Origin of the sequence: Sphingopyxis sp. MG (genome assembly GCF_002953155.1) — a bacterium.
Taxonomy (GTDB): domain Bacteria; phylum Pseudomonadota; class Alphaproteobacteria; order Sphingomonadales; family Sphingomonadaceae; genus Sphingopyxis; species Sphingopyxis granuli.
Genome location: NZ_CP026381.1, coordinates 1,250,663 through 1,266,826 on the forward strand (window position 1 = coordinate 1,250,663; position 16,164 = coordinate 1,266,826).

At 68.4% G+C, this 16,164-nt stretch carries 14 protein-coding genes and 1 riboswitch; of the genes, 7 read left to right on the forward strand and 7 right to left on the reverse strand.

What is annotated here, in order from left to right; translation table 11 throughout:
• Positions 1-73 precede the first annotated feature (73 nt).
• From C3E99_RS05740 to C3E99_RS05760, 5 genes are all read left to right on the forward strand, one after another.
• The gene (locus C3E99_RS05740) at positions 74-2,041 is read left to right on the forward strand and encodes a heme lyase CcmF/NrfE family subunit (protein WP_076075800.1); all 1,968 of its coding nucleotides are present in this window, start codon (positions 74-76) and stop codon (positions 2,039-2,041) included.
• Positions 2,038-2,568, forward strand: coding sequence for a DsbE family thiol:disulfide interchange protein (locus C3E99_RS05745; RefSeq protein ID WP_076077927.1), 531 nt, complete (start codon positions 2,038-2,040; stop codon positions 2,566-2,568). The genes C3E99_RS05740 and C3E99_RS05745 overlap by 4 nt, the downstream gene beginning before the upstream one ends.
• Positions 2,565-2,993: a cytochrome c-type biogenesis protein gene (locus tag C3E99_RS05750; RefSeq protein ID WP_076075797.1), complete on the forward strand. Its 429-nt coding sequence runs from the start codon at positions 2,565-2,567 to the stop codon at positions 2,991-2,993. The genes C3E99_RS05745 and C3E99_RS05750 overlap by 4 nt, the downstream gene beginning before the upstream one ends.
• Positions 2,990-3,640 (forward strand): tetratricopeptide repeat protein, encoded by a 651-nt coding sequence (locus C3E99_RS05755; protein ID WP_076075795.1) that lies wholly within the window; start codon positions 2,990-2,992, stop codon positions 3,638-3,640. The genes C3E99_RS05750 and C3E99_RS05755 overlap by 4 nt, the downstream gene beginning before the upstream one ends.
• 75 nt (positions 3,641-3,715) lie before the next feature.
• Positions 3,716-5,647 (forward strand): potassium transporter Kup, encoded by a 1,932-nt coding sequence (locus C3E99_RS05760; RefSeq protein WP_067110093.1) that lies wholly within the window; start codon positions 3,716-3,718, stop codon positions 5,645-5,647.
• Positions 5,648-5,683: 36 nt separating this feature from the next.
• Here C3E99_RS05760 and C3E99_RS05765 read toward each other — a convergent pair whose 3' ends face one another.
• Positions 5,684-7,165, reverse strand: coding sequence for a serine hydrolase domain-containing protein (locus C3E99_RS05765; protein ID WP_104959530.1), 1,482 nt, complete (start codon positions 7,163-7,165; stop codon positions 5,684-5,686).
• A gap of 181 nt (positions 7,166-7,346) precedes the next feature.
• Here C3E99_RS05765 and C3E99_RS19660 point away from each other — a divergent pair, with 181 nt between their 5' ends.
• Both C3E99_RS19660 and C3E99_RS05775 read left to right on the forward strand, forming a co-directional pair.
• Positions 7,347-8,219 carry a hypothetical protein gene (locus C3E99_RS19660; protein WP_076075790.1) on the forward strand — a complete coding sequence of 291 codons (873 nt, stop codon included), beginning with the start codon at positions 7,347-7,349 and terminating at the stop codon, positions 8,217-8,219.
• Complete coding sequence (locus C3E99_RS05775; RefSeq protein WP_158682146.1) at positions 8,182-8,721, forward strand: AHH domain-containing protein; 540 nt, start codon at positions 8,182-8,184, stop codon at positions 8,719-8,721. The genes C3E99_RS19660 and C3E99_RS05775 overlap by 38 nt, the downstream gene beginning before the upstream one ends.
• Here the strand turns inward: C3E99_RS05775 and C3E99_RS05780 are convergent.
• The 6 genes from C3E99_RS05780 to C3E99_RS05805 form a co-directional block, all read right to left on the reverse strand.
• Entirely contained in the window at positions 8,711-9,682 is a 972-nt protein-coding gene (locus C3E99_RS05780) for an NAD(P)H-dependent flavin oxidoreductase (RefSeq protein ID WP_067110106.1), read from the reverse strand. The two genes, C3E99_RS05775 and C3E99_RS05780, sit on opposite strands and share 11 nt — an antisense overlap.
• Positions 9,683-9,778: 96 nt before the next feature.
• Entirely contained in the window at positions 9,779-10,189 is a 411-nt protein-coding gene (locus C3E99_RS05785) for an acyl-CoA thioesterase (RefSeq protein WP_076075784.1), read from the reverse strand.
• On the reverse strand, positions 10,179-12,485 hold the full coding sequence (gene metE, locus C3E99_RS05790) for a 5-methyltetrahydropteroyltriglutamate--homocysteine S-methyltransferase (protein WP_104960326.1): 2,307 nt from the start codon (positions 12,483-12,485) through the stop codon (positions 10,179-10,181). Before metE ends, C3E99_RS05785 begins: the two co-directional genes overlap by 11 nt.
• A 116-nt stretch (positions 12,486-12,601) precedes the next feature.
• A riboswitch (cobalamin riboswitch) is annotated at positions 12,602-12,804 on the reverse strand.
• A gap of 77 nt (positions 12,805-12,881) precedes the next feature.
• Positions 12,882-13,421, reverse strand: coding sequence for a hypothetical protein (locus C3E99_RS05795; protein WP_076075782.1), 540 nt, complete (start codon positions 13,419-13,421; stop codon positions 12,882-12,884).
• Between the two features lie 168 nt (positions 13,422-13,589).
• A complete protein-coding gene (leuA, locus tag C3E99_RS05800; protein WP_083675105.1) occupies positions 13,590-15,254 on the reverse strand; it encodes a 2-isopropylmalate synthase in 1,665 nt (554 codons plus the stop codon).
• A gap of 211 nt (positions 15,255-15,465) precedes the next feature.
• The gene (locus C3E99_RS05805) at positions 15,466-16,110 is read right to left on the reverse strand and encodes a YceI family protein (RefSeq protein WP_076075779.1); all 645 of its coding nucleotides are present in this window, start codon (positions 16,108-16,110) and stop codon (positions 15,466-15,468) included.
• Positions 16,111-16,164 lie beyond the last annotated feature (54 nt).

Here is a 16,164-nt window from a genome sequence, read left to right on the forward strand (position 1 = left end):
ATGGCGATGGCGGGAGATCGCTTCGTCGCTGCACTCCTCGCAACGACGAGCTTCGGACAGGCGGGCCGGCGCGATGATCGCCGAACTCGGCCTGGCCCTGTTGTGGATCGCGGCGGCGCTGGCCTGCCTGTCGCTGGTCGCGGCGATCGTCTATCTGCGCAGCGGCAAGGGCGAACTCGCGGCGCTGGTGCGCCCGGCCAGCGTCGCGCAGGGTGCGCTGACCGCCGCGGCCTTCGGCGTGCTGATCGCGCTGTTCGTGCGGTCCGACATGTCGGTCGAACTGGTCGCGCGCAACAGCCACAGCCTGAAACCGATGCTGTTCAAGGTCGCGGGCGCGTGGGGCAATCACGAAGGATCGATGCTGCTGTGGCTGACGATCCTCGGCCTGTCGGGCGCGCTTGTCGCGCTGTTCGAGAAGCGGCTGCGCGAGGATACGCTGATCGCGACGCTCGCGGCGCAGGCGGCGCTCAGCCTCGGCTTCTTCGCCTTCCTGCTGTTTTCGTCGAACCCGTTCAAGCGGCTGCCCGTCGCGCCGCCCGATGGGCAGGGGCTCAATCCGCTGCTCCAGGATCCCGGCCTCGCCTTCCACCCGCCGACGCTCTACATCGGCTATGTCGGCCTGTCGGTCGCGTTCAGCTTCGCGGTCGGCGCGCTGGTGACGCGCGAGATCGGGCCGGCCTTCGCGCGCGCGATGCGGCCATGGGTGTTGGGGAGCTGGATCTTCCTGACGCTGGGAATCACCGCGGGCAGCTATTGGGCCTATTACGAACTCGGCTGGGGCGGCTGGTGGTTCTGGGATCCGGTCGAAAATGTGTCGCTGATCCCGTGGCTCGCGGGCGCGGCGCTGCTCCATTCGGTCAGCGTCACCGCGACGCGCAACGCGCTGCGCGCCTGGACGGTGATGCTCGCGGTGATCGCCTTCTCCATGTCGATGGTCGGCACCTTCATCGTGCGCTCCGGCCTGCTCACCAGCGTCCACAGCTTCGCCGTCGATCCCGAACGCGGCACCTTCCTGCTCGTGCTGATGGCGCTCTACATCGGCGGCGCGCTGACGCTTTTCGCCTTTCGCGCCGGGGCGGTCGCCGAGGGCAAGAAATTCGCGCTGCTCAGCCGTGAAGGCTCGCTCGTCATCAACAATCTGCTGCTCACCACCATCCTCGCGCTGGTGCTGCTCGGCACGCTCTACCCGATCGTCGCAGAGGCGATGGGGGAGAAGATTTCGATCGGGCCGCCCTATTACAATCGCGTCGCCGGGCCGCTGGCGCTGATCCTCTGCCTCGTCATGGTGGCGGGGCCGCTGCTCAACTGGCGCCGCGACGACGGCCGGAAGCTGTGGTCGCGCTTGCCCGCGGCGGTGCTGGCCGGGGCGGCGGTGCTGTTCGGGCTCGTCCTGTTCGGCGGCCATGTCGGCGTGCTGCCGCTGCTCGGCATGACGGTCGCGGCGGTCGTCGGCGTGGCGAGCCTCGCCCCGCTGTGGGGCCGCAACCTGCGCCGCACGCCGTTGCCGACCTGGGGAATGGTGATCGCGCATTTCGGCGTCGCGGTCGCGCTGGCGGGAATGGCCGCCGAAAGCGCCTTCATCAAGGAACGGCTCGTCGCGGCGGCGCCGGGCGAGACGGTCAAAGTCGGTGATTTCGCGGTGAAATTCGTCGGCGTGCAGCCGGTCGCCGGGCCGAATTACACCGCGATCGAGGGCACGCTCGTCGCCACGACGTCTTCGGGCGACAGCTTCACGATGCGCCCGGCGGCGCGGACCTTTCCCGGGCTGATGGGCACGCCGCCGACCGAGACGAACGAGGCGGCGTTGCTGACGCGGCCGGGGGGGCAGCTTTATGCGGTGCTGGGGCAGCCGGTGACCGATGCCGACGGCCGCGCCGACCGCTACCAGCTTCGGCTGTGGTGGAAACCGCTGGTGTGGTGGATATGGCTGGGCGGAGGGCTGATCGCCGTCGGCGGGACGCTGGCGCTGCTCGGCCGCGCGCAGTTGCTCGCGCTATGGCGCGCCCGGCGCGCGCGCAGGAAACAGGAGCGGTTCGCATGAGGTCGCGCTGGGTGCTGTTCGTTCCGCTGGCGATCATGGGGCTGCTGTTCGGCGCCTTCGTCTATCGGCTGGTGACGCCCAACGACACGCTGATCCGGTCGCAGTGGATCGACAAGCCGATGCCGCTGTTCGACCTGCCGCCCGCGACCGCGGGGGTCGAGGGGCTGAGGAGCAGCCAGCTCGCCGACGGGCGGCCGCGGCTGGTCAACGTCTTCGCAAGCTGGTGCATCCCCTGCCGCGCCGAGGCGCCGCAGCTCGAAGCGCTGAAGGCGGCGGGGGTGCCGATCGACGGCATCGCGATCCGCGACCGGCCGGAGGATGTCGCGGCCTTCCTGCGCGAGAACGGCAATCCGTTCGACCGCATCGGTGCCGACATGCAGAGCAGCGTCCAGATCGCGCTCGGATCGTCGGGGGTGCCCGAAACCTTCCTGATCGACGGCAAGGGCATCATCCGCGAGCAGATTCAGGGCGTGATCCTTGCCGAGAATGTGCCCGAGATCGTCGCCAGGCTGGAGGCGATGAAATGAGCGCCCGTCTGCTGCTGCTGCTGGCGGCGCTTTTCGCGTTCCCCGCCATGGCGCAGGACCGCCTGCCGCCCGCGCCCTATGCCTATCAGCAGCTCGCCGACCCCGCGCAGGAGGCGCAGGCGAAGGCGCTGATGGAAACGCTGCGCTGCCTCGTCTGCCAGGGCCAGTCGATCGCCGACAGCGACGCGCCGCTGGCCGGCGACATGCGGCACGAAGTGCGCAGCAAGATCGCCGCGGGCGAAAGCCCCGATGCGATCCGCACCTGGCTGATCGCGCGCTACGGCAATTGGGTCAGCTATGACCCGCCCTTCGACGCCGCGACCGCGCTGTTGTGGCTGGGGCCGCTGCTGTTCCTCGCGCTCGGCGGCTGGCTGGCCTTCGGCCGTTTCCGCCGCGGTACGGATGAAGAGGGGGGCGAGGCGTGATCTGGCTGTGGCTCCTGCTCGTCGCGGCGGTGACGGCCGGGGGAATCGCCTGGTTCGGCCGGGTGCCCGCCGCGGCGCGGCCGCTCGCGGCGGCGGCGGTGATGCTGGGGCTCGCGGGCTATGCGTTGCAGGGCAGCCCGGCGCTGCCGGGCAAGCCGGTGGCGGCGCCCGAGGAGCCCGACGGATTCGGCGAGGCGATCACCGACCGGCGGCAGGGGATGGCCGACCGCTTCGGCCCCGCCGCGCAGTGGCTCGCGATGTCGGACGGCTTCGCGCGCACCGGCAAGACCGCGCTGGCGGCGCAAACGCTCGAGAAAGGGCTGCAGAAATATCCCGACAATGTCGACCTGTGGGTTGGGCTGGGCAACGCGCTCGTCGCGCACGGCGGCGGGATGATGTCGCCCGCCGCCGCGCTTGCCTTCGACGAGGCGGCGAAGCGCGATCCGACCCACCCGGCGCCGCCCTTCTTCGCCGGGCTCGCGATGGCGCAGAGCGGCGACCTGCGCGGGGCCGATGCGGTGTGGAGCGGGCTTCTCGCCCGCTCGCCGGCCGATGCGCCGTGGCGCGCCGACCTCGAAATGCGGCTGGACCAGCTGCGCCGCGCGATGGGGCCGCAGCTGCCGTCCGAAGCCGGGAACGGGCCGTGATTTCGATGCTATTCGACCGCAACGGGCTCGTCTAAAGGCGGCGGCATGACTGCTGAGTCGCAACAGGCGGCGGGGATGACCGGCATGGCCGTCGAAGGAGACGCGGGTGCCGGCCACGCGCCGCACGGGCACGCCGGCGACGGCCGGATCAAGCTGGCCGTCGGCGCGATCGGCGTCGTTTTCGGCGACATCGGCACCAGCCCGCTCTACGCGTTTCGCGAAACTTTCGCCGGGCATCATTCGATCGACGCCGACCGGCTGCACATCTATGGCGTGCTCAGCCTGGTCTTCTGGTCGATGATGCTGGTCGTCACCTTCAAATATGTGCTGACGATCATGAAGGCCGACAACAAGGGCGAGGGCGGCAGCCTCGCGCTGCTGGCGCTGATCAGCCGCTCGTCGGGCGAGGCGCGCTGGACCTGGCCGATCGTGCTGCTGGGGGTGTTCGCGACCGCGCTCTTCTATGGCGACAGCATGATCACCCCCGCTATGTCGGTGCTCTCGGCGACCGAGGGGCTGAGCTATGTCAACGAGGGGTTCGAGCCTTATATCGTGCCGATCGCGCTGGCGATCCTGATCGGCATCTTCGCGCTGCAATCGCGCGGGACGGCAAAGGTCGGGGCGCTGTTCGGCCCGATCATGCTCGCCTATTTCCTGATGCTCGCGGTGCTGGGCGTGACGCATATCGTCGATCATCCGTCGATCATCCTGCACACGATCAACCCGATCAATGCGCTGAAATTCTTCTATTACGACGGGTTCACCGCCTTCATCGCGCTCGGCGCGGTCGTCCTCGCGGTGACGGGGGCAGAGGCGCTCTATGCCGACATGGGCCATTTCGGCCGCGCGCCGATCGGCCTGTCGTGGCTCTGCTTCGTGCTGCCGGCGCTGATGCTCAACTATATGGGGCAGGGGGCGATGGTGCTCGAGGCCGATCTGGGACAGCGGCTCGGGCTGATCCAGGATCCCTTCTTCCTGATGATGCCCGAAGGCTGGCGCATTCCCGTCGTGATGCTGGCGATCGCCGCCACGATCATCGCCAGCCAGGCGGTGATCTCCGGCGCCTTCTCCCTGACCCAGCAGGCGATCCAGCTCGGTTTCATCCCGCGCCTGCGCGTCGAACATACCAGCGCTTCTGCGGCGGGGCAGATCTATATCCCGGTCGTGAACTGGTTCCTGATGACGATGGTCATCATCCTCGTCCTCTTCTTCGGATCGTCGAGCAATCTTGCCGCGGCCTATGGCATTGCGGTGACCGGCGCGATGTTCATCGACACCTGTCTGATGTGCGTCGTGCTGTTCATGCTGTGGAAGTGGCCGGCGTGGAAGGCGGTGCCGCTGCTCGTGCTGTTCTTCGTCGTCGACATCGCCTATTTCGCCGCCAACCTGATCAAGGTTCCCGACGGCGGCTGGGTGCCGCTGGCGATCGGCCTCAGCATCTTCACCATGCTTACCACCTGGTCGCGCGGGCGCAAGCTGATGCAGCAGCGGATGGCCGAAGGCGCGATGCCGATCCCGGTGTTCGTGAAGTCCGCCGCCGACAGCGCGACGCGTGTCCCCGGCACCGCGGTGTTCATGACCTCCACCGCCGACGGGGTGCCGCACGCGCTGCTCCACAACCTCAAGCACAACAAGGTGCTGCACGAACGGATCATCCTGCTGACGGTCAAGATCGCCGACGTGCCCTTCGTGAAGGAGGAGAATTCCTGCCTGCTCGAGGATCTGGGCAAGGGCTTCCACCGGCTGGTGCTGAACTATGGCTTCATGCAGCCCGTCGACGTGCCCGCGGCGCTGAAGCGCGTCACCAGTTGCGGCGGCGAATTCCGGATGATCGAGACCAGCTTCTTCCTGTCGCGCCAGACGCTGATCGCGGCGAGCAAGCCCGGCATGCCGATCTGGCGCGAGAAACTGTTCGCGTGGATGCTGCGCAATTCGGAAAGCGCGATGGAATATTTCCGCCTACCGACCAACCGCGTCGTCGAACTGGGCAGCCAGGTCGCGATTTAGATTCTGTCCTGTTTGGACGTGCGCGGCCCCGATCGGTCAGGGCTGAACCCGATGATAGGCGACGTGGGGCTGCGAGGAGAAGGACAAGCGCCAGCGTCCGTCCTCGCCATAAAAGCGCAATTGTTCATAAGGGCCGCCCGCACGCGCGCCGGTGACCTGTTCGAACAGCAGCGGGCCGATCCGTTCCCAATAGGTCGTCGATTTCTGGCGCGTGACGGTGATCGCATCGGCGCCCGCGGCGCTGATCCAGAGGTCGCGGTCGGGTTTGACGGGGACATTATAGTTACGCCGGTTGGTGCGATAGGCACCGACCGGCACGACCTCGCCCGCGGGCGCGGCGGCGCGCGGCGCCGGCTTTTGCGGAAAGATCCGGCCGATCAGCGCGTCCGTCAATTCGGTACGCGCGCCATAACTGCCCGGCCCGCCGGTTTCGGACACGAAGATGCCGAGGCCGGCTTCAGGGGCGAGGATCAGGCGCGAATGGAAATCGACGGTATTGCCGCCATGGCCGACGAGGCGCGGTCCGGCGTTGCGAATGACGAAGAAGCCGTGCGCCATGCCGGGCAGGCCGGGGGCATTGGCATGCGAATCGCGCATCAGCAGCGCGACCGATTCGGATTTCAGGATTCGCGCCGCGCCGATCGCGCCGCCGTTCAGCATCGCCATCATGAACCGCGCCACATCGGGGGCGCTTGCGGTTCCCGAACCGCCGGGCATGATCTGGCTGTACAGCTCGAACGGCTTTGCGACAAAACGCCCGTCCCTGAGCCGATAGCCCTTGGCCACGCGCGGGGCGAGCGGGGCGGGCAGGGGCTCGCGAAAGCTCGCCGATTCCATGCCGAGCGGCGCGAAGAGGTGGCGTTCGGCATAGTCGGCGAAGGGTTCGCCCGAAACCCGCTCGACGATATAGCCGGCCAGCGCCGCGCCATAGTTGGAATAGGATATCTTGGTGCCCGCGGGCCACAGCCGTTGCGGGACATGCGCTTTCAGCCAATCGCCATAGGGGACGAGTTCGTCGACCGACCGTGCGGTGATTCTGCCCGTATCGCTCATGCCCGGCGTATGCGCCATCAGATCGCGCACCCGGATCGGCTGCCCTTCGAACGGCGGAATGGGAAAGTCGATATAGTCGTTCACATCGGCATCGAGGCTGACGCGGCCGGCCTCGACCTGCTGCATCAGCGCCGCCCAGGTGAACAGCTTGGACACGGAGGCCAGCCGGAACAGGGTCCGTTGCGGGTCCACCGGGACGCCCTGGTCGACGTCCGCGAAGCCATAGCCCCGCGCGAGCAGCACGCGGCCTTGATGAACGACGATGACGACCGCGCCCGCAACCTCGCGCGTCGCGATCTGCTGGGCCATCACGCCATCGATGAAATCGGCGAGGCCGGCGAGTTGCTCCGTCGGGACGTTATAGGCGGTTTGCGGCGACGTCTGGGCAAAAGCTGCCGACGGCAGGCCGAGGGAGCCGAGCAGCGCGGCGCCAAGGGTGGCGTGCCAAATCCAGCGTCGCGACATGAAGGAACCTCTCTGGCGAACGAAAATATCCGTCGAGCGAAGGCTGGCAATCGAAACAATGCCGATGGGGTATAGGTCGACGCTATGCTGCGGGACGATGACCTGCCGCGCGGCGGCGGATTAACTTGTCGACAGGATCGCAATTAGCATTTGATCAAGGGCGCCCGTCCTGCGATGCCCGGTGCGATCGACGAAGGCCGGCGCGGCGATGGATGGCGACGACAACAGCAATGAAGGGACGAGGAGGCTGGTTGCGGCTGGTCCCTTTGCGCTGATCGTCGCGCAGGGTTTCGGGCGCCGGTCGCCGGCCGAGATCGAGCGCGCGCTGCGTCACATGGGCTTGCGACCGGAAGGCGTTGCGGCGGACGGGCAGGGCGGGCTGCTGGCGACGGGGCCCGACGCGCCGACATTCCACCTGCGGCTCGGCGCGACGGAACTGGTCGCCGGACCGGCGGGCGCGGCGGCGCTCGATTTTGCCGATCCCGACGCGCCGGCGACGAGCCAGCTCGCGGCAGGGCTGCCGCCCGACTGGCGAGAGGCCGGGCGATGCTGGGCGTTCGTCGCGCCGGGCGGCGCGACCCCATCCGCCGGGGGCGGTCAGGCCACGCGCATGCGCGAGCTGTTCAAGACGCTGGTGCTGCTGATCGACCTGTTCGACGCCAGCCACATCTTCTGGTCCCCCGCGCGGCTGTGGTCCGACGCCCCGCAGTTCCGCGCCGCGGTTGCCGAGATGCTGACGAGCGGCATGCCGCCCGTCCTGCACCTCGTCGCCTTTCGCCGGCACGAAACGGCGGGCGGCGCGCATGTCGGGACGCGCGGGCTCGCCGCCTTTGCCGGGCAGGAACTCACCGCCGCGATCCCGGCCGGCTGGACGGTGGCGGACATGGTGCGGCGGCTGGCGCGTCTCGCGCTCGACATCATGGTTAACGGCCCCATCGTCGAAAGACAGCGCGCGCGCGGGCTGCAACAGGGCGAATGGGTCGATCTGTCGCCGCGCCTCGATGCCGATCGGGGGCATGCGGTGGTGGACGTCGCCTTCGACCGCGGCGGCTGAGGCCGCGTTGCGGTGCGATTCGCGGCGATGGCGCGGGGCGCCGCCGCCGCGGCCCGGTTTCCAGCGCCATCACCTGCTGCCCGTCCTGCTGCTCCGCCGGCCGCAGATGGCGGCGATGTTCGACTGCCTGCGCGTCGAGGGCTTCCTGCTCCAGCGGTTCGACCTCAACGGCCTGATGCTGCCGGCAAGCGAGGGCGGCGCGCTGTCGTCGGGCCACGCGCTGCATCGCGGGCCGCACCCCGGCTATAGCGACGTGATGGTCGCGCGGGTCGAGCGTATCCGCGCCCATTTCGCCGCGCAGGCGTCCGGCGACCCGATCGCGGCGCGGCGGACCGCGGTGATGCGGCTGCGACTGTTGCAGGATACCGCGCGGCGCGCGCTGACCGACCGGCACGGCGCCGGCTTCTGGCTCAACCGGCGCGATCCGATGCGGATTTTCGCCGATCGCCCCTATCTGGACGACGCGATCGAGCGGCTGTTCGGCGGCGGGGTCAGCCGATGACCTTGCCTTGCAGTTCGCGCCACGCCTCGCGATATTGATCGGTCAGTTCGGCGACGAAATCGGCGGCGGGGCGCACCGCGCGCACCGACCCGATTCCCTGGCCGGACCCCCAGATGTCCTTCCACGCCTTGACCTTGGTATTGCCGCCCGAACCGAAATTCATCGTCTTGAGGTCGCCCTTCGGCAGCGCATCGGGGTCGAGCCCGGCGTTGACGATCGAGCCGCGCAGATAATTGCCGTGGACGCCGGTGAACAGGTCCGAATAGACGATGTCGGCGGCGCGCCCCTCGACGATCCCGGCCTTGTATCCGGCGTCGGCGTTCGCCTCGGCGCAGGCGATGAAGGCGCTGCCGATATAGGCGAGATCGGCGCCGCAGGCCTGCGCGGCAAGGATCGAGCGGCCGTGCGCGATCGCGCCCGACAGCGCGACCGGCCCGTCGAACCATTCGCGGATTTCCTGCACCAGCGCGAAGGGCGACTGGGTGCCGGCATGGCCGCCCGCGCCAGCCGCGACGGGGATCAGGCCGTCGGCACCCTTCTCGACCGCCTTGCGCGCGAAGCGGTCGTCGATGACGTCGTGAAGCGTGATGCCGCCCCAGTTATGGACCGCCTGGTTCAGCTCTTCGCGCGCGCCGAGCGAGGTGATGGTGATCGGCACCTTCCACTTCTCGCAGGTCGCGATATCGGCTTCGAGCCGGTCGTTCGAGCGATGGACGATCTGGTTGACCGCGAACGGCGCCGAGGGACGGTCGGGATTGTCGCGATCCCACGCCGCCAGTTCCTCGGTGATGCGGTGGAGCCATTCGTCGAGCAGCGTCTGCGGCCGCGCGTTGAGCGCCGGGAAGCTGCCGACGATCCCCGCCTTGCACTGCGCGATGACGAGGTCGGGGCCCGAGACGATGAACAGCGGCGAACCGATGACGGGCAGGCGAAGGCGGTCGAAAATCGCGGGAAGGGCCATGGGCGTCGCTCTCCGAATAGAGGTTTCGGCTGACCTTAACGTAAACGGAAGGCTGCGCAAGGGGGATCGCGGCTGCCTGTCACAAGCGCGAACGGGTCAGGACGGTGGGGGCGCGGTGGCGGTGCGGCCGAGCGCGCGCGGGCGCCGGTCGGGGCCGACGGCGACGAAGATGAAGACCGCTTGCGTCACCTTGTGTCCGTCCTCGGCATGGCGATCGCGCGCCCAGGCCTCGACCTCGACATGCATGGAGGTCCGGCCGATCTTCACCAGCCGGCCGAAAACCGACACCTCGTCGCCGACGAACACGGGGCGGTGGAAGGCCATGCCCTCCACCGAGACCGTGACCGCCCGGCCGCGCGCGTGGAGCGACGCGACCGAAGACGCGGCCAGGTCCATCTGTGCCATCAGCCAGCCGCCGAAGATATCGCCATAAACATTGGCGTTGGCGGGCATCGCGGTGACGCGGATCGTGGGCTGGTCCGCGGGCATGGTTTCGTCATGCATCATAGGCCTCCCGAATCCGCATCCGCTGCGCCGCGGCGACCATCGAGACGAGGGCCGGTCGCACCTCGTCCCACTTGCGCGTCTTGAGCCCGCAATCGGGATTCACCCAGAGTCGATCGGGCGGCAGGTGCCGTCCGGCGAGGGTCAGCAGGTCGGTCATCTCGCGCTCGGCCGGAATGCGCGGCGAATGAATGTCATAGACGCCGGGACCGATCTCGTTCGGATAGGCATAGCTTGCGAAGGCCCCGAGCAGTTCCATCTGCGACCGCGCGGTTTCGATCGAGATGACGTCGGCGTCCATCGCGCCGATCGCGGGAAGGATGTCGTTGAATTCCGAATAGCACATGTGGGTGTGGATCTGCGTGTCGTCGCGCACGCCGGAGGCCGCGATGCGAAAGCATTCGACCGCCCAGCCCAGATAATGCGGCCATTCGCCGCGGCGCAGCGGCAGCCCTTCGCGCAGCGCCGCCTCGTCGATCTGGACGATCGCGGCGCCCGCGGCCTCCAGGTCCAGCACCTCGTCGCGGATCGCCAGCGCGATCTGGCGGCAGCTCGCTTCGCGTGGCTGGTCGTCGCGGACGAACGACCAGTTGAGGATCGTCACCGGGCCGGTGAGCATGCCCTTCACCGGCCGGTCGGTCTGATCCTGGGCATAGCGCCACCAGTCGACCGTCATCGGCCGCGGGCGCGACACGTCGCCATAGAGGATCGGCGGCCGCACGCAGCGCGAGCCATAGCTCTGCACCCAGCCGCTGCGGGTGAAGGCGAAACCGGCAAGCTGTTCGCCGAAATATTGCACCATGTCGTTGCGCTCGAACTCGCCGTGGACGAGGACGTCGAGGCCGATCTCCTCCTGCCACTTGATCGCGGCGCGGGTTTCGACCTTCAGATAGCGGTCATAGGCCGCATCGTCGATTTCGCCCCGAATATGCGCGGCGCGCGCCTTGCGGACCTCCGCCGTCTGGGGAAAGGAGCCGATCGTCGTGGTCGGATAGCGGGGAAGCGGAAGGCGCCGGCGCTGCGCCTCGCGGCGGGCGGCGAAGGGCGCGGCCCGGCGCGCGGCGTCCGCATCGAGCGCGGCCAGGCGCGCGGCGACGGCGGGATCGTGGATGCGGGGCGAGGTCGCCCGGGCGACCGCGGCCATCCGCGACGCCGAAAAGGCGGCGAAGGCGGCATCCTCGCCTTCGTTCAACGCCCTGGCGAGCGCGGCGAGTTCCTCGATCTTTTGCGTCGCGAAGGCCAGCCATTGCGCGATTTCGGGATCGAGCGCGGTTTCGAGCGCCAGATCGACCGGGACGTGGAGCAGCGAACAGGATGGCGCGAGGATCAGGTCGCGCGTCGCCGCCAGTTCCTTGAGCCGCCAGTAAAGGTCGGAAAGGTTGGCGCGCCAGATGTTGCGGCCGTCGACGATGCCGAGCGACAGCAGGACGTGCGACCGCACCTTGTCGAGTGCCGGGCCGAGCTGTTCGGGCGCGCGGACGAGGTCGAGGTGGAGGCCGTGGACGGGCAGTTCGGCAGCGAGATCGAGATTGTCGCCGAGACCGCCGAAATAGGGGGTGAGCATCAGGCGTGGCCCCGCCGTCGCGAGCCGCGCATAGGCGCGCTCGAACGCGGCGCGCTGCGCATCGTCGAGATCGAGGACGAGGCAGGGCTCGTCGATCTGCACCCACTCGGCGCCCTGTTTCGTCAGCCGCGCGAGAATCTCGGCATAGGTGTCGAGCAGCGCGGGAAGCAGGGCGAGCGGTTCGACCGCCTTGCCCTTGGCGAGCATCAGGTAGCTGACCGGGCCGAGCAGCACCGGGCGCGTCTGATACCCCAGCGCCTTCGCTTCGTCATATTCGTCGAAGATCTTCGTCGAAGCGATGCGGAAGGTCTGGCCGGCGGTGAGTTCGGGGACGAGGAAATGATAGTTGGTGTCGAACCATTTGGTCATCTCCTGCGCGGTCGTATCGGCGGCGTGGCCGCACCCGGCGTGCATCGGATCGCCCTGCGCGCCGCGCGCCATCGCGAAATAGAGATCGGTATCGACCGTCTCGCCGTCCCAGTCGTAGCGCGCGGGGACGGCGCCGATCAGCGCCGAGGTGTCGAGCACATGGTCGTAGAGCGAAAAATCGTTCGACGGCAGGATGTCGGCCCCCAGCGCCTTCTGCCGCGCCCAATGGGCGACGCGCAGGCCAGCGGCTGCGGCGTGCAGGTCGGCGAGGGTCGATTTGTCCGACCAGTAGGATTCGAGCGCGACCTTGAGTTCGCGGCGAAGGCCGATGCGGGGAAAGCCTAAAGTGGCGACGCTGACAGTCATTTCGAGCACCTTGCAGGGGGCAAGGGCGACGGACAGACGCGAACGCACGATATCCCGCGTCCGCAGGGCAAGGGTCGGACGCAGCCATGCATGCGGCCTGACCGGGCACCCCGCCGGAGGACGTATCTGACGAGGCAGGTCTCCTGGCTCGCGGGTCGCCGCAGCGGTCTGGCCTTCCCGGTTCCTTGCCGAACCAGTGGCATGATCGACCGCCGCTCGCCGCTTACAGTTGCGGGGGCAGCGCCGGTTTTGCACCGGCTTCCCATCTTCGCTCCGCCCCGGATGCCCGGCGCGAAGAACCTCGACAGCATGCAGAATAGGCGCCGCGACGATCCTGTCAAGCACTATATAAAGAAATCTTTATATGTGTTTCGCGGCGTGGTGATTGCCCCTATCCTAAAAGGCAGTCGCCAGCAGCGCGGCGGTGGCGGCCGCGATCGCCAGCAGGAGCGCGATCTTCGGGCCGTGCGAGGCGAGAATATGGGTCCGCCGGCGATCGAAGGGCGGCCCTTCGACCGCATGAGAAAGCTCGGGTTCGGGCCGCGTGCGCGCCGCGAAGGCGGGCGGCGATGCGAGGGCGGGGCCGCTGATCCCGCTGGCGAGCGCCAGCTTCTCGAACGCCACCGCCATCTTCTCGCGGTCGAGGTGCCGGTCGATCGCCTCGCGCTCGGGGTCGGGATCGGGCGGCGGCGGCAGGCTTGCGACCCTGCGCTCGATTTCGCGGTCGAGCGCGTGGAGGCGGTCGATCGCCTCGACGATCCGCTGCCGGTCGCTGCTGGCGAGCGCCAGTTCGAGACGGGTCAGCGACAGCGCGCTCGCGCGGCAATATTGCAGGCTCCAGAACAGGTCGCTGCTTCCCCCGTCGGCGGGGAGCGGCCCGGCGGGCGCGACGGACGCGCTCGGGCCGCTGGCGGACGGGGCCTGGGATGCGTTCACGGGTCCTTCTCCTTCGCCGCCCCCCGGCTGCGCGCATCGGCTTAGGACCAAATGCGCGCACCGCGAAACGCCGATCGGGCCAGTCGTGACCGGGATGCGGCGGACGGGAGAGGGAAGGGGTGCGCGGAGGCCGGGGCGGCCCGCGCCGCCCCGGCCTCCGCGACCGGATCAGATCGCGTTCGCCGCCGACAGGATCGCGCGCACGCTGGCGGTCGCGACATCGGTGTCGAGACCGCAGCCGAACAGGCTGCGGCCGTCGGGGGTGCGGCATTCGACATAAGCGGCGGCCTGCACGTTGCTGCCCTGGCCGATCGCATGTTCCGAATAATCGACGATGTCCATCGCCGGGCCGCCCGATTCGGCCAGCGCGGCGACGACGCTCGACATCAGGCCGTTGCCGCGGCCGCTGATGCTGCGCTCGGCGCCGTCGATGGTCAGCTTGCCGGCGAAGATGCGGTCGGCGCCGCTCTGGCTTTCCGCCCAGCTCACGAGCTGGAAGCGCTTGCCGTCCGCCGCCAGATAATGCCCCTCGAAGGCGGTCCAGATGTCGTCGGCGGTCAGCTCGCGGCTCGTCTGGTCCGCCACCGCCTGGACGATGTGGCTGAAGCTCGTCTGCATCTTCTTCGGCAGCTTCAGCCCCTTGTCCTGTTCGAGCACCCAGGCGACGCCGCCCTTGCCCGACTGGCTGTTGACGCGGATCACCGCTTCGTAGCTGCGCCCCAGGTCGGCGGGGTCGATCGGCAGGTAAGGGACTTCCCACTTGTCGTCGTTCTGCCGCTCGCGCGCCGCGAACCCCTTCTTGATCGCGTCCTGGTGGCTGCCCGAAAAGGCGGTGTAGACCAGCTCGCCGCCATAGGGGTGGCGCGGGTGGACAGGCAACTGGTTGCAATATTCGACCGTCTGGATGACCTGATCGATGTCGGAGAAGTCCAGTTCGGGGTCGACGCCCTGCGTGTACATGTTGAGCGCGATGGTGACGAGGCAGGTGTTGCCGGTGCGCTCGCCGTTTCCGAACAGGCAGCCCTCGACGCGGTCGGCGCCCGCGAGCAGGCCGAGTTCGGCCGCCGCGACCCCGGTGCCGCGGTCGTTGTGCGTGTGCAGGCTGATCAGCGCGCGGTCGCGGTTCGGCAGATGCTTGCAGAAATATTCGATCTGGTCGGCGTAGATGTTCGGCGTCGCCGCCTCGACCGTCGCGGGCAGGTTGAGGATGATCGGCTTGTCCGCCGTCGGCTGGAGCACGTCCATCACCGCGGCGCAGCATTCGATGCTGAAATCGATCTCCGCGGTCGAGAAGGTCTCGGGGCTGTATTCGAAGCGCCAGTCGGTGCCGGGCAGGCGCGCGGCATTGTCGCGCAGCTGCTTCGCGCCGTCGATGGCGATCTGTTTGATCTCGGGCATCTCCATGCCGAAGACGATGCGGCGCCACGCGGGGCTGACCGCGTTGTAAAGGTGGACGATCGCGGTCTTCGCGCCCGCCAGGCTGTCGAAGCTGGTGCGGATCAGGTCGGCGCGCGCCTGCGTCAGCACCTGTGGCGTGACGTCGTCGGGGATGCGGCCCGAGCGGACGAGGTTCTGGATATAATCGAAATCGGTCGCGCCCGAAGCGGGGAAGCCGACCTCGATCTCCTTGAGCCCGCATTTGACGAGCAGGTCGAAGAAGCGCGTCTTCTTTTCGGCGTCCATCGGGTCGATCAGCGCCTGGTTGCCGTCGCGCAGATCGGTCGAGAGCCAGATCGGGGCCTTGGTGATCGTGCGGGCGGGCCACTGGCGGTTTTCCAGTGGGACCTGCGGAAAGGGTCGGTACTTGGCCGAGGGGTCGCGGAGCATGGGCATGGGTTGGCTTCTTCTGCTTGTGTGGATTCGGATGCTGTGTCGTCAGGCCCTTGAGCGCGTGGCCCGCCGCGAAAGGCGCAGGCCGAAAGTCACGCCCAAGGGCGTGTAAGTCGCAGAAGAAGGAGGCCGCGCATGCGCATCGCCCGCGCTCATGACCAAAAAGCGCGGGCTTGGCAAGAGGGCGGCCGCAAAAAGTGCGGTGGGAAGGCGCCTACTGCTTCTCGAACGCCGCGTGAATCTTCAGCTCGACACGGTCGCTGACCAGCGGGATGCCATAGAGGATGCCAAAGTCGCTGCGGCGAATCTCGCCCTCCGCCTCGAAGCCGACGGTTTCCTTCTTGCTGCCGGGATTGGTGCCCGCGCCGTGGAAATCGACATCGAGCGTCACCGGCCGGGTCACGCCGTTGAGCGTGAGGTTGCCCGTCACCTTCGCCTCGTCGCCATCGTCGTCGAGGACGACGCGGGTCGACACGAAACGCGCGTCGGCGGGATCGGGGCCGAAGAAATCGGGCTTGGCGCCGTCCTTGCCGGCACGAAGCAGATGGCCGGTCAGCCCGGCGCTTGCCGTCGTCACCTTCGACACCGGGATCGTCACGTCGACCTTCGCGGCCGCCGGGTTGGCGGGATCGAGGACGAGCGTGCCGGTCACGTCGCCGAAAATCCCCTGATATTTGCTGAAGCCGAAATGATCGACCTCCCACACGACGATCGTGTGACCGGGGTCGGCGGCATAGGTTCCGGCGGCGACGCGGCTCCTGTCGGGCGCGCCGGGCACGGCGGGGCCGCCCTGCGCAAGGACGACCGGGACCGCGACGACGGCGAGCGCGAGAGCGGCGAAGGGAAGGGTATGGCGCATGGGGGGGCTCCTGTTCCGAGAGCGGCGAGGCTAGGCGAGAGGGCGGCGCGGCGT

Excerpts from the sequence above, each read along its gene's own strand:
- C3E99_RS05780 (WP_067110106.1), bottom strand. The coding sequence starts at position 9,682 with ATGGCCCTTCCCGCGATTTTCGACCGCCTTCGCCTGCCCGTCATCGGT.
- C3E99_RS05785 (WP_076075784.1), bottom strand. The coding sequence starts at position 10,189 with ATGATGCATGACGAAACCATGCCCGCGGACCAGCCCACGATCCGCGTC.
- C3E99_RS05775 (WP_158682146.1), top strand. The coding sequence starts at position 8,182 with ATGCGGTGGTGGACGTCGCCTTCGACCGCGGCGGCTGAGGCCGCGTTG.
- metE (WP_104960326.1), bottom strand. The coding sequence starts at position 12,485 with ATGACTGTCAGCGTCGCCACTTTAGGCTTTCCCCGCATCGGCCTTCGC.
- C3E99_RS05805 (WP_076075779.1), bottom strand. The coding sequence starts at position 16,110 with ATGCGCCATACCCTTCCCTTCGCCGCTCTCGCGCTCGCCGTCGTCGCG.
- C3E99_RS05745 (WP_076077927.1), top strand. The coding sequence starts at position 2,038 with ATGAGGTCGCGCTGGGTGCTGTTCGTTCCGCTGGCGATCATGGGGCTG.
- leuA (WP_083675105.1), bottom strand. The coding sequence starts at position 15,254 with ATGCCCATGCTCCGCGACCCCTCGGCCAAGTACCGACCCTTTCCGCAG.
- C3E99_RS05765 (WP_104959530.1), bottom strand. The coding sequence starts at position 7,165 with ATGTCGCGACGCTGGATTTGGCACGCCACCCTTGGCGCCGCGCTGCTC.
- C3E99_RS05740 (WP_076075800.1), top strand. The coding sequence starts at position 74 with ATGATCGCCGAACTCGGCCTGGCCCTGTTGTGGATCGCGGCGGCGCTG.
- C3E99_RS05760 (WP_067110093.1), top strand. The coding sequence starts at position 3,716 with ATGACCGGCATGGCCGTCGAAGGAGACGCGGGTGCCGGCCACGCGCCG.
- C3E99_RS05750 (WP_076075797.1), top strand. The coding sequence starts at position 2,565 with ATGAGCGCCCGTCTGCTGCTGCTGCTGGCGGCGCTTTTCGCGTTCCCC.